The 15,152-nt window shown below is 62.2% G+C and carries 15 protein-coding genes; 8 read left to right on the top strand and 7 right to left on the bottom strand.

Annotated elements, in window-relative coordinates:
• From KBT70_RS06595 to coxB, 6 genes are all read right to left on the bottom strand, one after another.
• Positions 1–653 (bottom strand): SURF1 family protein (locus KBT70_RS06595; RefSeq protein WP_296630082.1); only part of this gene is annotated, 653 nt, incomplete at its 3' end.
• Between the two features lie 100 nt (positions 654–753).
• Positions 754–1,554 (bottom strand): cytochrome c oxidase subunit 3, encoded by an 801-nt coding sequence (locus KBT70_RS06590; RefSeq protein WP_296630079.1) that lies wholly within the window; start codon positions 1,552–1,554, stop codon positions 754–756.
• A 25-nt stretch (positions 1,555–1,579) separates the two neighbouring features.
• Positions 1,580–2,161: a cytochrome c oxidase assembly protein gene (locus KBT70_RS06585; RefSeq protein ID WP_296630075.1), complete on the bottom strand. Its 582-nt coding sequence runs from the start codon at positions 2,159–2,161 to the stop codon at positions 1,580–1,582.
• On the bottom strand, positions 2,161–2,325 hold the full coding sequence (locus tag KBT70_RS06580) for a hypothetical protein (RefSeq protein ID WP_296630072.1): 165 nt from the start codon (positions 2,323–2,325) through the stop codon (positions 2,161–2,163). The genes KBT70_RS06585 and KBT70_RS06580 overlap by 1 nt, the downstream gene beginning before the upstream one ends.
• Entirely contained in the window at positions 2,322–3,278 is a 957-nt protein-coding gene (gene cyoE, locus KBT70_RS06575; RefSeq protein WP_296630070.1) for a heme o synthase, read from the bottom strand. Before cyoE ends, KBT70_RS06580 begins: the two co-directional genes overlap by 4 nt.
• 86 nt (positions 3,279–3,364) lie before the next feature.
• Positions 3,365–4,249 carry a cytochrome c oxidase subunit II gene (gene coxB / locus KBT70_RS06570; protein ID WP_296630067.1) on the bottom strand — a complete coding sequence of 295 codons (885 nt, stop codon included), beginning with the start codon at positions 4,247–4,249 and terminating at the stop codon, positions 3,365–3,367.
• Between the two features lie 201 nt (positions 4,250–4,450).
• Between coxB and tldD the strand changes: the two genes are divergently transcribed.
• The 5 genes from tldD to KBT70_RS06545 all read left to right on the top strand — a co-directional run bounded on the left by tldD (position 4,451) and on the right by KBT70_RS06545 (position 11,530).
• Positions 4,451–5,875 carry a metalloprotease TldD gene (gene tldD, locus KBT70_RS06565; RefSeq protein WP_296630065.1) on the top strand — a complete coding sequence of 475 codons (1,425 nt, stop codon included), beginning with the start codon at positions 4,451–4,453 and terminating at the stop codon, positions 5,873–5,875.
• Positions 5,876–6,113: 238 nt separating this feature from the next.
• Positions 6,114–7,253: a DNA-processing protein DprA gene (gene dprA / locus KBT70_RS06560; RefSeq protein ID WP_296630061.1), complete on the top strand. Its 1,140-nt coding sequence runs from the start codon at positions 6,114–6,116 to the stop codon at positions 7,251–7,253.
• 124 nt (positions 7,254–7,377) lie between these two features.
• Positions 7,378–10,068 carry a type I DNA topoisomerase gene (gene topA / locus KBT70_RS06555; protein WP_296630058.1) on the top strand — a complete coding sequence of 897 codons (2,691 nt, stop codon included), beginning with the start codon at positions 7,378–7,380 and terminating at the stop codon, positions 10,066–10,068.
• 137 nt (positions 10,069–10,205) lie between these two features.
• Positions 10,206–10,901, top strand: a complete 696-nt coding sequence (locus tag KBT70_RS06550) for a CoA transferase subunit A (protein WP_296630054.1) — start codon at positions 10,206–10,208, stop codon at positions 10,899–10,901.
• Positions 10,901–11,530 (top strand): 3-oxoacid CoA-transferase subunit B, encoded by a 630-nt coding sequence (locus KBT70_RS06545; protein ID WP_296630052.1) that lies wholly within the window; start codon positions 10,901–10,903, stop codon positions 11,528–11,530. Before KBT70_RS06550 ends, KBT70_RS06545 begins: the two co-directional genes overlap by 1 nt.
• Before the next feature lie 62 nt (positions 11,531–11,592).
• On the opposite strand, the gene KBT70_RS06540 is transcribed toward KBT70_RS06545, so the two are convergent.
• Positions 11,593–12,411: a lytic transglycosylase domain-containing protein gene (locus tag KBT70_RS06540; RefSeq protein ID WP_296630049.1), complete on the bottom strand. Its 819-nt coding sequence runs from the start codon at positions 12,409–12,411 to the stop codon at positions 11,593–11,595.
• A gap of 356 nt (positions 12,412–12,767) precedes the next feature.
• Between KBT70_RS06540 and KBT70_RS06535 the strand changes: the two genes are divergently transcribed.
• The 3 genes from KBT70_RS06535 to KBT70_RS06525 all read left to right on the top strand — a co-directional run.
• On the top strand, positions 12,768–12,977 hold the full coding sequence (locus KBT70_RS06535; RefSeq protein ID WP_296630047.1) for a hypothetical protein: 210 nt from the start codon (positions 12,768–12,770) through the stop codon (positions 12,975–12,977).
• A gap of 221 nt (positions 12,978–13,198) precedes the next feature.
• A complete protein-coding gene (cpaB, locus tag KBT70_RS06530) occupies positions 13,199–14,068 on the top strand; it encodes a Flp pilus assembly protein CpaB (RefSeq protein ID WP_296630044.1) in 870 nt (289 codons plus the stop codon).
• Between the two features lie 193 nt (positions 14,069–14,261).
• On the top strand, positions 14,262–15,152 hold an 891-nt coding region (locus tag KBT70_RS06525), incomplete at its 3' end, for a pilus assembly protein N-terminal domain-containing protein (RefSeq protein ID WP_296630040.1).

The raw sequence follows: 15,152 nt of genomic DNA, 5'->3' as shown, positions 1-15,152 counted from the left end.
CGCCAGATGAAAACCCCGGTCATCGAGGCCCATATCGCGGCCAGCGAAAACCATGTGATCGCGTAACTCAGGTGATCGTTGGGAATACCGCTCGTGTCGACCGGCAAGGGCGACATGCCCGCCTCCGGCACCGACAATTCCCGCGCCACCAGCAGCACCGGCTCGGTGCCCAGAACCTCCGCCATCTGCGCGATGTCGCGGGCAAACCAGATATTGCCCGCCACGTCGTTCTCAGGCGTTGAACTCAGCCGCTCATCGGGCCAGTGCAGATTGCCCGTCACGGTGATCTCGCCTTCGGGCGGGGCCGGAATGTCGGCACTCACCTTGACGAACCCACGATCCAGCAGCACCCGTCGCCCCTCGGTTTCCAGCGCGGAAATCACCCGGTATCCTGCACCCACCTGCTTTTGGCTGACCAGCACCCGCAGCGCCGCGTCGCCGATCTGCCCTGTCACCGCGACCGGCAGATAGCGATCCCTCTCCGGCTCCACCATCTCGGGCAAGGCCACCGGGTCCGCGCTGATATGTGCCGCGATATCGGCCAGAATATCTTCTTTCCATGCCAGCCGCTCGACCTGCCATTTGCCCAAGCCAACCAGCACCGCAACGCCGGCGATGCCAAAGATCAGGGGGATCAGGATGCTTTTCCGCATGTCACACTCTCAAAAGGAAAATGCGGGGAAAGGAAACCCCCCGCATCTTCGTCTTGGTTCATTTCCGCGCGCAGGTAGCGCCGCGTATCGCAGGAAACCGTCAGCTGCCCCAGATATAGACTGCAGCAAAAAGGAAGAGCCACACCACATCGACAAAGTGCCAGTACCAGGCGGCGGCCTCAAAACCCACATGCTGCTCGGGCGTGAAATGCCCCTTCATCACCCGAAGCAGGCAGACAAAGAGGAAGATCGTACCGATCACCACATGCGCGCCGTGGAACCCGGTCGCCATAAAGAAGTTGGCTCCATAGATATTGCCGGCAAAGCCAAAGGCCGCGTGGCTGTATTCATAGGCCTGGAACACGGTAAAGATCGCACCAAGCGCAATCGCGATAATCAGCCCGCGCTTCATGTCCTGACGGTTGTTCTCATGCACCAGCGCATGGTGCGCCCAAGTGGCGGCACAGCCCGAGCACAAGAGGATCAGCGTGTTGATCAGCGGCAGGTGCCAGGGATCAAAGGTCTCGATCCCGGCGGGCGGCCAGATGCCATCCACCATCGGAGAGCTTTCGCCCATCGGATACATGGCATGCTTGAAAAAGCTCCAGAACCACGCGGCAAAGAACATCACCTCAGACATGATGAACATGATAAAGCCATAGCGCAGGCCGATCCGCACGACCGGCGTGTGATCGCCGGTCTGGCCCTCGTTCACCACATCGGCCCACCAGCCGAACATGACATAGAGCACGCCGACGACACCCGCGAGCAGCATCCACGGACCATGATCGTGAAAGAACAGAACCGCCCCGAAGAGCATGACGAACCCCGCCAACGCGCCCAAGAGCGGCCAGATCGAGGGGGGCAGAATGTGGTAATCGTGGTTTTTCTCGTGTGCCATCTTTGTCTTATCCCTCGTCGAAGGCTCAGTTCAGGTTTGTATCTTGTGATGTGCCCTGCTCGAGCGCGGCTTGCTCTTCGGGCAGGTCGATTTCGTGAAACGTATAGGATAGCGTGATCGTGTGGACATATTGCGCGTCCCGGTCGGTCACAATCGCAGGGTCAACGTAAAAGGTCACGGGCATCTGCACCCGCTCGCCCGGCTGTAGCACCTGTTGTTCGAAACAGAAACAGTCGATCTTGGTGAAAAAGCCGCCCGCCTCGTAAGGCGTCACATTATAGCTGGCCGATCCAGCCACGACACGGTCGGTGGGATTATAGGCCTCGTAGAACGCCAAACCCGTCTCGCCGATGCGAATCTCCATCTGGCGCTCCATGGGCTTGAACTCCCACGGCATGCCGCGTTCCTTGCTGGCATCGAACCGCACCTTGACGGTCTGCTCCAGCACATCCTCGCTTGCCACTTCGGACACGCCCGTCGCCCCGCCAAAGCCGGTGACACGGCAGAACCAGTCATAGAACGGCACCGAAGCCCAGGCGAGCCCGCCCATCAGAACCACCACGCCAACAGTCTGGGTCACGGTCTTGAGTTTCGGGTCCATCGCCATCACTTCTCCCCCTGTTCGATCTTGGGCACGGCAAATCCATCGTCCGAGACCTTGGCAATCGTCATGCCGAACACCAGCGCCACAAACCCCGCCAGCACAAGGCCAAGACCCAGATTGCGGCCAAACCGGCGCTTGTGCAGCTCATGTTCCTCGCGAAAGCTCATGCCCATCCCCCAAGGCCCAGACCGCCCAGCGCGGCCTCGGCCAGAATGGCCGTGAAATGTGCAAAAAGATACCAGAGCGACAGCTTGAACGCCCGCTTTTCGACCCGGTAATTGTCCGCTTCCGCCTGATCCTCATCCCGCCGCCAGATCGCAATCGCATCGCGCAGGAAGAGCGCGTTAAAGACCACCGCAACCGCGAGATAGACCGGCCCGCCAATGCCGGTGAACGCAGCCCCAATTGCCAGCGCCGCCAAGAGCACCGTGTAGACAAGTATATGCACGCGTGTCGCACGCCGCCCATGCGTGACGGTCAGCATCGGCACGCCCGCCGTGTCGTAGTCGCCGCGCATGAAGAGCGCGAGCGCCCAGAAATGCGGCGGCGTCCACATGAAGATGAGCGCGAACATCAACACCGATTCAAGGCTCACCGAGCCCGTCGCCGCCGCCCAGCCGATCATCGGAGGGAACGCCCCCGCAGCCCCACCTATGACGATATTCTGCGGCGTCCAGCGTTTGAGCCCGATCGTGTAGATCACAACATAAAAGAAAATCGTAAACGCCAGAATACCCGCCGCCAGCGCATTGGTGGCCAGCCACAGCATGACAACCGACATCACCGCGAGCGTAATGCCAAAGGCAAAGGCTTCGTCGCGCGTGACCTTGCCCGCCGGGATCGGCCGCTTCTGCGTCCGCTTCATCAGCGCGTCAATGTCGGATTCCCACCACATATTGAGCGCGCCTGCAGCCCCACCGCCCACGGCAATAAAGAGGATCGCAGCAAAGCCGATCACCGGATGCACGCCAACCGGCGCCGCCAAAAGACCAACCAGCGCCGTGAACACCACCAGCGTCATCACCCGCGGTTTGAGCAGGGCAAAGAAATCGCCAAATCCGGCCTCACCCTCTTGGGCGCGGCTCACGGGGCTGGCTGTGTTCAGGCTCGCATCGCTCATTCTAGTCTCCTGCCAAGGCGCGCAAGGTCTGCGCACCCTTCGTGGCATGTATGGGGCACGCACAGGCTGCGCGCGCCCCGGTCTTCTTAGTCGGCCTGCGCCACATCCACGGAGCGCGGCGTGCCCGCGTATTCCTCGATCGCGCCATCCAGCCATGTCTCATACTCGGCCTCGCTCACCACCTTGACCGTGATGGGCATATAGGCATGCGCCTGACCGCAAAGTTCCGAGCACTGGCCGAAATAGATGCCTTCCTTCTCGGCCTTGAACCAGAGCTGCGCCAGACGTCCCGGCACTGCATCCTGCTTCACGCCAAAGGCGGGGATGGTCCAGCTATGGATCACATCGGACCCGGTCACGGTCATGACCACGGTCTTGCCCACGGGCACCACAACCGAGGTGTCGGTGGCCAGCAGGAATTCGTCCTTGCTGTAACCCGCCTCGATCAACTGTGCCTCGACTTCGGGCGTCATGCGGTTGTCGCCGCCCGTTGCCGGCGCACCGATCATGTAGCTGTCAAAGGCGAAATCGTGGTCGGTGTATTCATAGCCCCAGTACCACTGATAGCCCGTGACCTTGATGTTGATCTCGCCTTCCGGGATTTCCTGCTGCTTGAACAGCACCGGAAGCGAGAAGGCACCGATAAAGACAAGGATCACGATCGGAACAATCGTCCAGGCAATTTCCAGCGGCGAGTTATGGGTAAACTTGGCCGGGTTCGCATTGGACTTGCGATTGTAGCGGATCATCACGATCACAAGGAGCGCGGTCACCAAGATCACAATCGCGATGATGATCACGTTGATCATCCCGTCCAGCCATTGCAGGTCGCGCGCAAGCTCGGTTGCCGCCGGCTGAAAGCCCATCTTGCCGTCAACGGGCTTTCCTACGATCTCAAGCCCCTCTTGAGCCATGGCAGGAAGGGCGAGAAAGGCGGTCAGAGCCGCCATAAGGCTGGAAGTTAGTCGCATTTTACACCCTGATCGGTTAAAGCGGTTCATGTCTTTTTGCGAGGGTCATCCCACCAAGCGGTGGAATCCCATTGTCTCGGTGTCGTCTAAAACCATATTCTGCCTGAAACGACAAGAAAGACCATTGCGGCAAACGGACGCTTTTTTGATTTAAATCAAATTAACGCTCCCTGATACACGCACGGCAGAGAAAGAACCCCAATGACCGACACCGCCTTTCGCCCCTTCGAGACCCTGCTCGACCGCGCCACAGCACTGAGCCATCTGCGTGAGGCGACCCATGGTGCCGACGATGGCGAGCTCTTTCTCGAACGCCGCCGCGCCGAGGGGCTGATGTTCGACGATGGCCGGGTCAAGACTGCCTCCTATGACGCCTCCGAGGGGTTCGGCCTGCGCGCTGTGCGCGGCGAGGTCACGGGCTACGCCCATTCTTCCGAAGTGACAGAGGCCGCGCTGAAACGGGCGGTGGAAACTGCGCGCCTTGCGGTGGGCGCAGGCGGCGGCACACTCGCGGCGGGGCCAACCCCGACGAATCGTCGCCTCTATACCGATGCCGATCCCATCGCCGGGGCCAGCTTTCCGGTCAAACTCGACACGTTGCGCGAAATAGATGCCTTTGCCCGCGACCTCGATGCGCGCGTTGTGCAGGTCACGGCATCCATTGCCGCCTCGTGCCAAGAGGTCGTGATCCTGCGCCCTGACGGCCAAGACCTGCATGACATCCGCCCGATGACCCGCGTCAATGTCTCGATCATCGTCGAGCAGGATGGCCGCCGCGAGAACGGCAGCGCCGGTGGCGGCGGGCGCGTGGGTCTCGATGGTCTGCTCGATCCCGCCGACTGGCAGGCCAAGACCCGCGAGGCGCTGCGTGTGGCGCTCGTCAACCTCTCTGCCGAACCGGCCCCTGCGGGCATGATGGATGTGGTGCTTGGCCCCGGCTGGCCGGGCATCCTCTTGCACGAGGCCATCGGCCACGGGCTTGAGGGCGATTTCAACCGCAAAGGCTCTTCCGCCTTTGCCGGTCTCATGGGTCAACGCATCGCCGCCCCCGGTGTGACCGTGCTCGACGATGGCACCATCCCCGACCGGCGTGGCAGCATCACCATCGACGACGAAGGCACGCCCTCGGCCAAGAATGTGCTGATCGAGGATGGCATCCTTGTGGGTTACATGCAGGACCGCCAGAATGCCCGCCTGATGGGCGTGGCCCCCACCGGCAATGGACGCCGCGAAAGTTACGCCCACGCCCCCATGCCGCGCATGACCAACACCTATATGATGGGCGGCGACGCCACACCGGGCGATCTGGTGGCCGAGTTGAAGGACGGCATTTATGCCGTGGGCTTTGGCGGCGGGCAGGTCGATATCACCAACGGCAAGTTCGTGTTCTCCTGCACAGAGGCCTACCGCGTGAAGGACGGCAAGATCGGCGCGCCGGTCAAAGGTGCCACCTTGATCGGCGACGGCGCAACCGCGCTCCAGCAGATCCGCGGCTTGGGCAACGACATGACGCTTGACCCCGGCATGGGCAATTGCGGCAAGCAGGGTCAATGGGTGCCCGTGGGCGTTGGCCAGCCGACGGTGCTCATGGGCGGGCTGACGGTGGGCGGCTCGGCGGCAGGCTGAGTCGCGCGCCCGCCGTTCATCGTTCCCCAAATACTCAAATTCTGCCGGCCGCACAGGGCGCAGGGACTGGCGGCAAAGCTGCCGGGCCTTTCCACAGGACGTAATTTAAGAAAACTTATATAATGAATTCTGAGACATAGATTCTTTTTTGAGAGTTTACGTGCTCTGCCCGTCGTGGTTTACCACCCATTAACCACCCGTGCGCTATCCATGATCCTGCAAGCAGGCGAGGTCACGGATGCCCAAGACTACTCATCCTTCCACTCACCCCCCACTCCCACCCACCACGGAAGATGACCGGGTGTCGTGGCTTCGCCTCTTGCGCTCTCGCCGGGTTGGTCCGGCCACCTTTCATCGCCTCTTGTCCGAACATGGCAGCGCCGAGGCAGCACTTGCCGCCCTGCCCGAGGTGGCCCGCGCCGCCGGTGTTCCCGACTATACCCCCTGCCCCTTGGGCGTGGTCGAGGCAGAGTTGCGCGCGGGTCAGGCTATCGGCGCGCGTCTTCTGACCTCTGCCGACCCTGCGTTCCCGCAGGCCCTGCGGGATATCCCCGATTGCCCCCCGCTCCTCTGGATCATGGGTGATCCTGCCCTTCTCGCCCGTCCGATGATTGCCCTCGTGGGCGCGCGCAACGCCTCCTCGCTTGGCACCCGCATGGCCCGGTCGCTCGCCGCCGACCTCTCGGCGCGCGGCTATCTCATTGTGTCGGGCCTTGCGCGCGGCATCGACACCGCCGCGCACTTGGGCAGCGTCGAGCGTGGCACCGTCGCGGTCATGGCCGGTGGCGTCGATGTGATCTATCCGGCCGAAAATACCAAACTCGCCGGTGATATCCTCGCCACCGGCCTGCGCCTCTCGGAACAGCCCATGGGCCTCATCCCGCAGGCTCGCCATTTTCCCAACCGCAACCGGCTGGTCAGCGGTCTCGCTCAAGCGGTCGTCGTGGTCGAGGCGGCGGCGAAATCCGGCTCGCTCCTCACCGCCCGCAACGCGCTCGATCAGGGGCGCGAGGTGATGGCCGTGCCCGGCCACCCGATTGATGCCCGCGCCAGCGGCTGCAACATGCTGATCCGCGACGGGGCCACCCTCATCCGCAACGCCGAGGATGTGATCGACGCCCTGCCACAGGTCCAGAGCATCCAAATCCCCCCGCAACCCGACCTGCCACTCGCCCCTGCCGCACCCCCCAGCCTGCGCGACATCGCCGGTCTGCACGCGCAGATCCTCAACCGCCTCGGGCCTTCGCCCCTGGCCGAGGATCAACTCATCCGCGATCTGGCCACGCCCGCCCACCGGGTCGCCCCCGCCCTTCTCGATCTCGAACTTGACGGGCGCATCACCCGGCATCCGGGCGGTCTTCTGGCCCTCGCGCGGTAGCCATTACACCGCACAGGGTCATAAAGTTGCGCTCTGGCCCCCCTTGCGGCCAGATTGACAATTCCCCTTGCCAGCCCACATGGTGCGCCGCCATAAGCCTCGACCAGAGTCGAAAGGAGTGCCCATGCCCGTTGTCGTTGTAGAATCGCCCGCCAAAGCCAAGACGATCAACAAGTATCTGGGCGACGGTTACACGGTTCTGGCAAGCTATGGCCATGTGCGCGACCTGCCCGCCAAGGATGGCTCGGTCGATACCGAGCATGGCTTTGAAATGACATGGGAGGTGGGCGTCGATAGCCGCAAGCATGTCAAGGCCATCGCCGACGCCTTGAAGGATGACAACGCCCTCATCCTCGCCACCGACCCCGACCGCGAAGGCGAGGCCATCAGCTGGCACCTCGAAGAAACCCTGCGCAAGCGCAAGGCGATCACCAAGGACACACCCGTCAGCCGCGTGGTGTTCAACGCCATCACCAAATCCGCTGTCACCGAAGCGATGAAAAATCCCCGTCAGGTCGATGCGCCCCTGGTCGAGGCCTATCTCGCCCGCCGCGCGCTCGACTATCTCGTGGGCTTCAACCTCAGCCCGGTGCTCTGGCGCAAACTGCCCGGCGCACGCTCTGCCGGGCGCGTGCAATCGGTCTGTCTGCGCCTCATCGTCGAGCGTGAGATGGAGATCGAGGCCTTTACCGCCCGCGAATACTGGTCCGTCAAGGCGCTCTTGACCACGCCGCGCGGCCAAGAGTACGAGGCGCGGCTTGTCTCGCTCGCGGGCAAAAAGCTCGACAAATTCGATCTCGAAAACGCCACGCAGGCCGAAATGGCGGTGCAGGCCATCACGTCGCGTTCCCTGAGCGTCACCTCGGTCGAGGCGAAACCCGCGAGCCGCAATCCCTCTGCCCCCTTCATGACCTCGACGCTGCAACAAGAGGCCAGCCGCAAATTCGGCATGGGCGCGAAACAGTGCATGTCGGCGGCACAGCGCCTCTACGAGGCCGGATATATCACCTATATGCGCACCGACGGCATCGACATGGCGCCCGAGGCGGTGATGGCTGCCCGCGACGCGATCAAGGATCGGTTCGGCCCCGAATACCTGCCGAAATCACCGCGCATGTACAAGAACAAGGCCAAGAATGCCCAAGAGGCGCATGAATGTATCCGCCCCACCGAAATGACCCGCGACGCAGGCCATATCAAAACCTCTGACGCCGATCAGCGCAAACTCTACGATCTCATCTGGAAACGCACCCTCGCCTGCCAGATGGAGGCGGCACGGATGGAGCGCACCACCGTCGATATCGGCAGCAGCGATGGTCAGGTCGGCCTGCGCGCCACCGGTCAAGTGATGCTCTTTGACGGCTTTCTCAAGGTCTACGAAGAGGGCCGCGATGATGTGAGCGGCGACGAGGATGATCGCCGCCTGCCTCAGATCATGCAGGGCGAGCCCGCGGCCTTTGCCAAATCCTCGCTCCGCAGCGAATTTGCCCGCGCCAGCGACGGCGCCGAATCCACCGCCGCCGTGCTCTCGCCCAACGAAGCGATCCTTGGCCTTCAGCATTTCACCCAACCGCCGCCCCGCTACACCGAGGCGACGCTGGTCAAGAAGATGGAAGAGCTGGGCATCGGCCGCCCCTCGACCTATGCCAGCGTCCTTACCACGATTCAGGACCGCGAATATGTGCGCAAGGAACAGAACCGCCTCTTCCCCGAGGATAAGGGCCGCATCGTTACGGTCTTTCTGATCAATTTCTTCCGCAAATACGTGGGCTATGAATTCACCGCCAATCTCGAAGAGGAGCTCGACCGCGTCAGCGCCGGCGAGGCGGATTACAAAGAGGTGCTCGCTCGCTTCTGGCGCGATTTCTCTGCGGCGATTGCCGAAACGTCGGAATTGCGCATCACCGAAGTGCTCGACGTGCTCGACGCGGCGCTTTCCCCCACGCTCTATCCTCCTCGTGAAGATGGCAGCGACCCGCGCCAATGCCCGCTCTGCGGCACTGGTCAGTTGCATCTGAAAACCTCGCGTTCCGGCGGCTTTGTCGGCTGCGGCAATTACCCCGAATGTCGCTACACCCGCCCCATCGGCGGCGACGCCGGTGAGAACGGCGACCGGATCTTGGGCGAGGATGCGAATGGCCTCGAGATTTCGCTGCGCTCGGGCCGCTTTGGCCCCTATGTGCAGCGCGGCGAGGCGACGGAAGAGAACAAGAAACCCGACCGCGCCAGCCTGCCCAAAGGCTGGACCGCCGAGGCGATGACGCTGGAAAAGGCACTGACCCTGCTCAGCCTGCCGCGCGAGGTGGGACAACACCCCGAAGGCGGCATGATCTCTGCCAATTTCGGGCGCTTCGGCCCCTATCTCATGCACCAATCGCCCGACGAGGCCAAACCGGTCTACGCCAATCTCAAGGACCCCAACGATGTGTTCGAAATCGGCATGAACCGCGCCGTCGAGCTCTTGGCCGCCAAACGCGCCAGCCCCGGCGGGCGCGGCCGTGCGGCGGCCAAGGCGCTGCGCGATCTGGGCGAACACCCCGAGAACGGCGGCCCGATCCAAATCCTCGAAGGGCGTTATGGCCCTTACATCAAGTGGGACAAGGTCAACGCCACCCTGCCCAAGGGCACAGAGCCCGAGGATGTGACCATGGACATGGCCGTTGCGGCGATTGCCGCCAAGGCGACCAAACCGGGCAAGGCGCGCACCACGGCGGCCAAGAAACCCGCCGCCAAAAAGACCGCGGCCAAGGCCACGACCACCAAGAAACCCGCCGCGAAAAAGGCCCCGGCCAAACGCGCCGCCGCCGGGAAATAGCCCGGCGCGGCTTCGGTGCCTAATTAGGCATCTACGTAGAAATCCCTATTCTGATGCGATGACCGGCAGCGCGCGTTGACTCGCGACCGGCTTGCGCCGCATACGGGGGGCAACCCACTGTCTGGAGGAGGTTCCACATGAACAAGGTTTACGGCTCGGCCGCCGAAGCGCTGGACGGGCTCTTGCGCGACGACATGCTGATTGCCGCGGGCGGCTTTGGCCTCTGCGGCATTCCCGAATTGCTCTTGGCCGCGATCCGCGACTCGGGCGTCAAGGATCTCACCTTCGCGTCCAACAATGCGGGCGTGGATGATTTCGGCATCGGCATCCTGCTGCAAACGCGGCAGGTGCGCAAAATGATGTCCTCTTACGTGGGCGAGAATGCCGAATTCATGCGCCAGTATCTCTCGGGCGAGCTTGAGCTGGAATTCAACCCGCAGGGCACGCTGGCCGAGCGGATGCGCGCGGGCGGCTGCGGCATCCCCGGTTTCTACACCAAGACCGGCGTCGGCACCCAAGTGGCCGAGGGCAAGGAACACAAAGACTTCAACGGCGAGACCTATATTCTCGAACGCGGCATCTTTGCCGACCTCTCCATCGTCAAGGCGTGGAAGGCCGACACCACCGGCAACGCGATTTTCCGCAAGACCGCGCGCAACTTCAACCCGCCCGCCGCCATGTGCGGCAAGGTCTGCGTGATGGAGGTCGAGGAAATCGTCCAGCCGGGTGAATTGGACCCCGACAAGATCCACCTGCCGGGCATCTATGTGCATCGCCTCGTGCAGGGCACGCATGAGAAACGTATCGAACAACGCACCGTGAGGGCTGCATAATGGCTTGGGATCGCAATCAGATGGCCGCCCGCGCGGCGCTCGAACTCCAGGACGGGACCTATGTGAACCTCGGGATCGGCATCCCGACACTGGTCCCCAATTTCATCCCCGAAGGCGTGCATGTCACGCTCCAATCGGAAAACGGGATGCTGGGCATGGGGCCATTCCCCATCGCAGGCACCGAAGACCCCGACCTCATCAACGCGGGCAAGCAGACCATCACCGAATTGCCCGACACCTCTTACTTCGATAGCGCCACCTCGTTTGGCATGATCCGCGGCGGCAAGATCGCCATGGCGATCCTCGGTGCGATGGAAGTGGCCGAGAATGGCGATCTCGCCAACTGGATGATCCCCGGCAAGCTGGTCAAGGGCATGGGCGGCGCGATGGATCTTGTCGCGGGCGTGGGCCGTGTGGTCGTGGTCATGGACCACACCAACAAGCATGGTGAATCGAAAGTGCTCAAATCCTGCACTCTGCCGCTCACCGGCACGGGCGTGGTCAACCGGATCATCTCGAACCTTGGCGTGCTCGACGTGGTTGAGGGCGGTCTCAAGATTGTTGAACTGGCAGAGGGCGTGACCGACGCAGAACTGCGCGCCGCGACCGAGGCGACCATCGTCAACTGATCATCGTCAACTGATCACCGTAAACTGAAATTCAAGGGCCGGGCACCGCAAGGGTCCGGCCCTTACTTCATCGCCAGATTGAGCGCGCAGGCGTCCGTGATCAGCTCTGGCTGCGTCTTGCACAGCCCACGCGCCACCTCATAGGCGGCCAGCACCTTGGGGATATAATCGCGGGTCTCGGTATAGGGCGGCACGCCGCCATGCTGTTTGACCGCGTTCTCGCCGGCATTATACCCCGCCAGAGCCAGCAGCACGTCGCCCTTGAACTCTTTCATCAGCCAGTCGAGATAGGCCACCCCACCCCGGATATTTTCGGACGCTGACAGGCTGTCGGTCACACCAAACCGGCGCGCGGTATCCGGCATGAGCTGCATCAGCCCCTGCGCCCCGGCGGAACTGACCGCCGCGGTCCTGCCAGAGGATTCCACCGCAATCACCGCCAACACCAGCGCGGGCGAGATTTGCGTGCCGATGGTCTGGCTCAGGATATGGCCACCCTCCGCCCGCGCAATCTCCTGCACCGATTGCAGGCGCGGCGCGCTTACGCCCTTGCCAGCGGGCGGTTTGGCCAGATGCTCCATCGCTGCGCGCAGGCGCAACGCACCATCCGTGCCGATATCGGCGGGCACCTTCTCCCAGAACCAGCCATAGGCGGCCTCTCGCGGCGTCACCGGGCCATCTGGCCCCTTTTCCGGCAGCGCGGCACGCGGCGGCTCAGGCGGTGCGGGCTCAATCTGCACCAAGGGCCCACGCCGCATACCCGGCGCAGGGGCCTTTTCCCGCTTGAAGGTGAATTCCCTGAACGGTTGCGGGGCCTGCGCCGCACTTGGCCCAGTTCCTGCAAGAATCGCAGCAAACACCAGAAGGTTTAAAAATTTCATAGCGGGCGCTGCTCTGCCTCTGATTGATTGTGTCCAGTATCGCAAAAATCCGCTTTCCGCGCCAGCATTGTTCCATTGCATGACCTGAACCACTCACATTTGCGCCACATTCTCCGCCTGCAAACAATTCATAAACAATTTTTCAGAGTTTCTTTTGTTATCTTTCAATATCTTAAGATTTTTCTCGAAGTTTTTTATGGCCGCACGAAAAACGGTCCAGTGACGCCAAATTCCCGCCCGATTTGACCGGCTATATGGCTACACACCACGACGGCAACGGACCATAAAAAACTGGGGGTCCTGAACCGGAGCGGGTGTACCAACACTAGCAACTGATCCTTTGGAGGGACCAAACCATGATCAAATTCTTCAAGAACTTCTCGAAAGACGAAGACGGCGCAGTTACGGTTGACTGGGTCGTGCTGACCGCAGCAGTCGTTGGCCTCGGCATCGCCGGCGTGTCCACCGTCAGCACCGGCATCGGCAGCCTCGCCACCAGCATCGGCACCGAAGTGGGCGGCTCGACGGTTGTTGACCTCGGCACCCTGGGTCAGGCACAGAACTAATTCTGCTGCCGGGTCTACAATGGTCCGGCAACCCAAAAAGAAATGGCCACGGATAGGTTCTATCCGTGGCCATTTCCTTGTGTGTCGCGGCCCTGCGCCACAAGGCGCAAAGGCGCGATATCGCCGCCGCTTGTCCCTGATTTTGACATAATGGCGCGATATCACGGGGTTTGATCACCGGTCCTGTATCGGACCTCCTCTTGCGAAGAAAGGGAAACCCCATGCGAGCAGTTTTCGGATTGGTGCTGATCGTGGGCCTCGGGCTCGCGGGATTTGCCGTCTACATGGCCAAGAATTACATCGACGGATATCAGCGGCAATTGGCGGCAGAGCGTCAGCAACGCGCCCCCGCGATTGAAACCGTCGACATCCTCGTCGCCACCCGCGCCCTGCAATATGGCGAGGCGCTGGACAAGGACGCGGTGCGCCTCACAGCCTTCCCCAAAACCTCCCTGCCCGAAGGCGTCTTTACCACCGCCGAGGCGTTCTTTCCCCAAGGGGACGCGGTCAAGCGGCGCGCCATCCGCCGGATGGAGGCGAACGAGCCCATTTTGGCCGTCAAGGTCACGGAACCGGGCGCCGAGGTGGGCATCACCTCGCAACTCGAACGCGGCATGCGCGCCTTTGCCATCAAGGTCGACGTGACCAGCGGCGTGTCGGGCTTTCTGCGCCCCGGCGATACGATCGACATCTATTGGACCGGAAGCGTCGGCGCGAACAACATGCGCACCGAAGGCAACTCTATGGGCGAAGTGACCAAGCTGATCGAAAACGGGGTCAAGCTGATCGCGGTCGATCAAGTCGCCGACATGGACACGTCCGAGACGGTCATCGCCCGGACCGTGACCGTCGCGGTCAAACCGCAGCAGGTCGCAGCCCTCGCTCAGGCGCAATCGACCGGCCGTCTGTCGCTGTCGCTCGTGGGGGCCCTTGACGATACCGTGGCCGAGGTGATCGAGGTCGATCAACACCGGCTGCTTGGCATCACCGCCGAGGCCGTGGTCGAACAGGCCCCCCTCCCCGAGACCTGCACCATCCGCACCCGGCGCGGGGCCGAGGTGATCGAAACCCCGATCCCCTGCACCAACTGACCCTCTGTGCGACCCAACGCCAAGGCACCCGCGCGCGGGTGCCTTTTTCATGTCTCAGGAATTTGGCCACACTCCCAAGAAAAATGCGCAAAACCGCATTGATTCTTGAAAAAAATTCAGAACTGTCCCAAGGTAATCCAAATGCGGGCGTCAAGACCCGATAAAATGAGGCGTGATCGGAAAGGCAGGTCACATGAAATTGCGTAGACATATTTGCGCGGCCCTTCTCGGGCTGTCGCTTGTTGCGGGGCATGCGCCGCAACCTGCACAGGCGGAAAACATCCGCGTGGTTCGCAATGGCACCTCCAGCGCCCTCAGCGTCGCCATGAACCGCGCCGTTGTTGTCGAGAGCGACCAGCCCTTCGCGGAACTCAGCATTGCCAACCCGGCGATTGCCGACTTCTCCACCCTGTCGGACCGCACAATCTATGTGCTGGGCAAGACACCGGGGCGCACCACGCTCAGCCTCTTTGACGGCGTGGGCCAACTCATCACCAATATCGACGTGCATGTCAGCACCGATATCGAAGAGTTCAAGGAACGGCTGAAACAGATTCTGCCGGGCGAACCCATCGAAGTGCGCAGCGCCAATGACGGGATCGTCATTTCCGGCACCGTATCGAGCACCTCGCGCATGCAGCGCGCGCTTGATCTGGCCGAACGCTATGCGCCCGAGCGCGTCTCGAACCTGATGTCGGTCTCCGGCAAGCAACAGGTCATGCTCAAGGTCCGCTTTGCCGAAATGCAGCGCAGCGTGTCCAAGGCGCTGTCGTCCTCGCTCTCCATCGACGCGCGTGGGGCCAATGGCCTTGGCGTCATCGGCGGCACCAACACCACCAACACCCAAGGCGGGGTTCTGGGTACCTTGGCGGGGGCTATTCCGGGCACGAACGAGAATAACGCAGCCTTTGCCTTCGGCTTTGACGTGGGCTCGGTCGAGGTGGGCATCCTGCTCGAGGCCCTCGAAACCAAGGGCGTCGTGCGCACCTTGGCAGAGCCGAACCTGACCGCCCTCTCGGGCCAAGAGGCCAAATTCCTCGCCGGTGGCGAATTCCCGGTGCCGGTGGCGCAGGACAATGACACC

Source organism: Roseovarius sp., assembly GCF_018066915.1.
Classification (GTDB): Bacteria; Pseudomonadota; Alphaproteobacteria; order Rhodobacterales; family Rhodobacteraceae; genus Roseovarius.
Note: the sequence above shows the minus strand (reverse complement) of the source record. Positions and strands in the feature narration are given on the sequence as shown.

What these genes read in the sequence shown, in the direction of transcription:
- dprA (WP_296630061.1), top strand. Translation starts at nt 6,114, where the DNA reads ATGCCCAAGACTACTCATCCTTCCACTCACCCCCCACTCCCACCCACC.
- KBT70_RS06550 (WP_296630054.1), top strand. Translation starts at nt 10,206, where the DNA reads ATGAACAAGGTTTACGGCTCGGCCGCCGAAGCGCTGGACGGGCTCTTG.
- KBT70_RS06540 (WP_296630049.1), bottom strand. Translation starts at nt 12,411, where the DNA reads ATGAAATTTTTAAACCTTCTGGTGTTTGCTGCGATTCTTGCAGGAACT.
- coxB (WP_296630067.1), bottom strand. Translation starts at nt 4,249, where the DNA reads ATGCGACTAACTTCCAGCCTTATGGCGGCTCTGACCGCCTTTCTCGCC.
- cyoE (WP_296630070.1), bottom strand. Translation starts at nt 3,278, where the DNA reads ATGAGCGATGCGAGCCTGAACACAGCCAGCCCCGTGAGCCGCGCCCAA.
- topA (WP_296630058.1), top strand. Translation starts at nt 7,378, where the DNA reads ATGCCCGTTGTCGTTGTAGAATCGCCCGCCAAAGCCAAGACGATCAAC.
- KBT70_RS06535 (WP_296630047.1), top strand. Translation starts at nt 12,768, where the DNA reads ATGATCAAATTCTTCAAGAACTTCTCGAAAGACGAAGACGGCGCAGTT.
- tldD (WP_296630065.1), top strand. Translation starts at nt 4,451, where the DNA reads ATGACCGACACCGCCTTTCGCCCCTTCGAGACCCTGCTCGACCGCGCC.
- KBT70_RS06585 (WP_296630075.1), bottom strand. Translation starts at nt 2,161, where the DNA reads ATGGCGATGGACCCGAAACTCAAGACCGTGACCCAGACTGTTGGCGTG.
- KBT70_RS06590 (WP_296630079.1), bottom strand. Translation starts at nt 1,554, where the DNA reads ATGGCACACGAGAAAAACCACGATTACCACATTCTGCCCCCCTCGATC.
- KBT70_RS06580 (WP_296630072.1), bottom strand. Translation starts at nt 2,325, where the DNA reads ATGAGCTTTCGCGAGGAACATGAGCTGCACAAGCGCCGGTTTGGCCGC.
- cpaB (WP_296630044.1), top strand. Translation starts at nt 13,199, where the DNA reads ATGCGAGCAGTTTTCGGATTGGTGCTGATCGTGGGCCTCGGGCTCGCG.
- KBT70_RS06545 (WP_296630052.1), top strand. Translation starts at nt 10,901, where the DNA reads ATGGCTTGGGATCGCAATCAGATGGCCGCCCGCGCGGCGCTCGAACTC.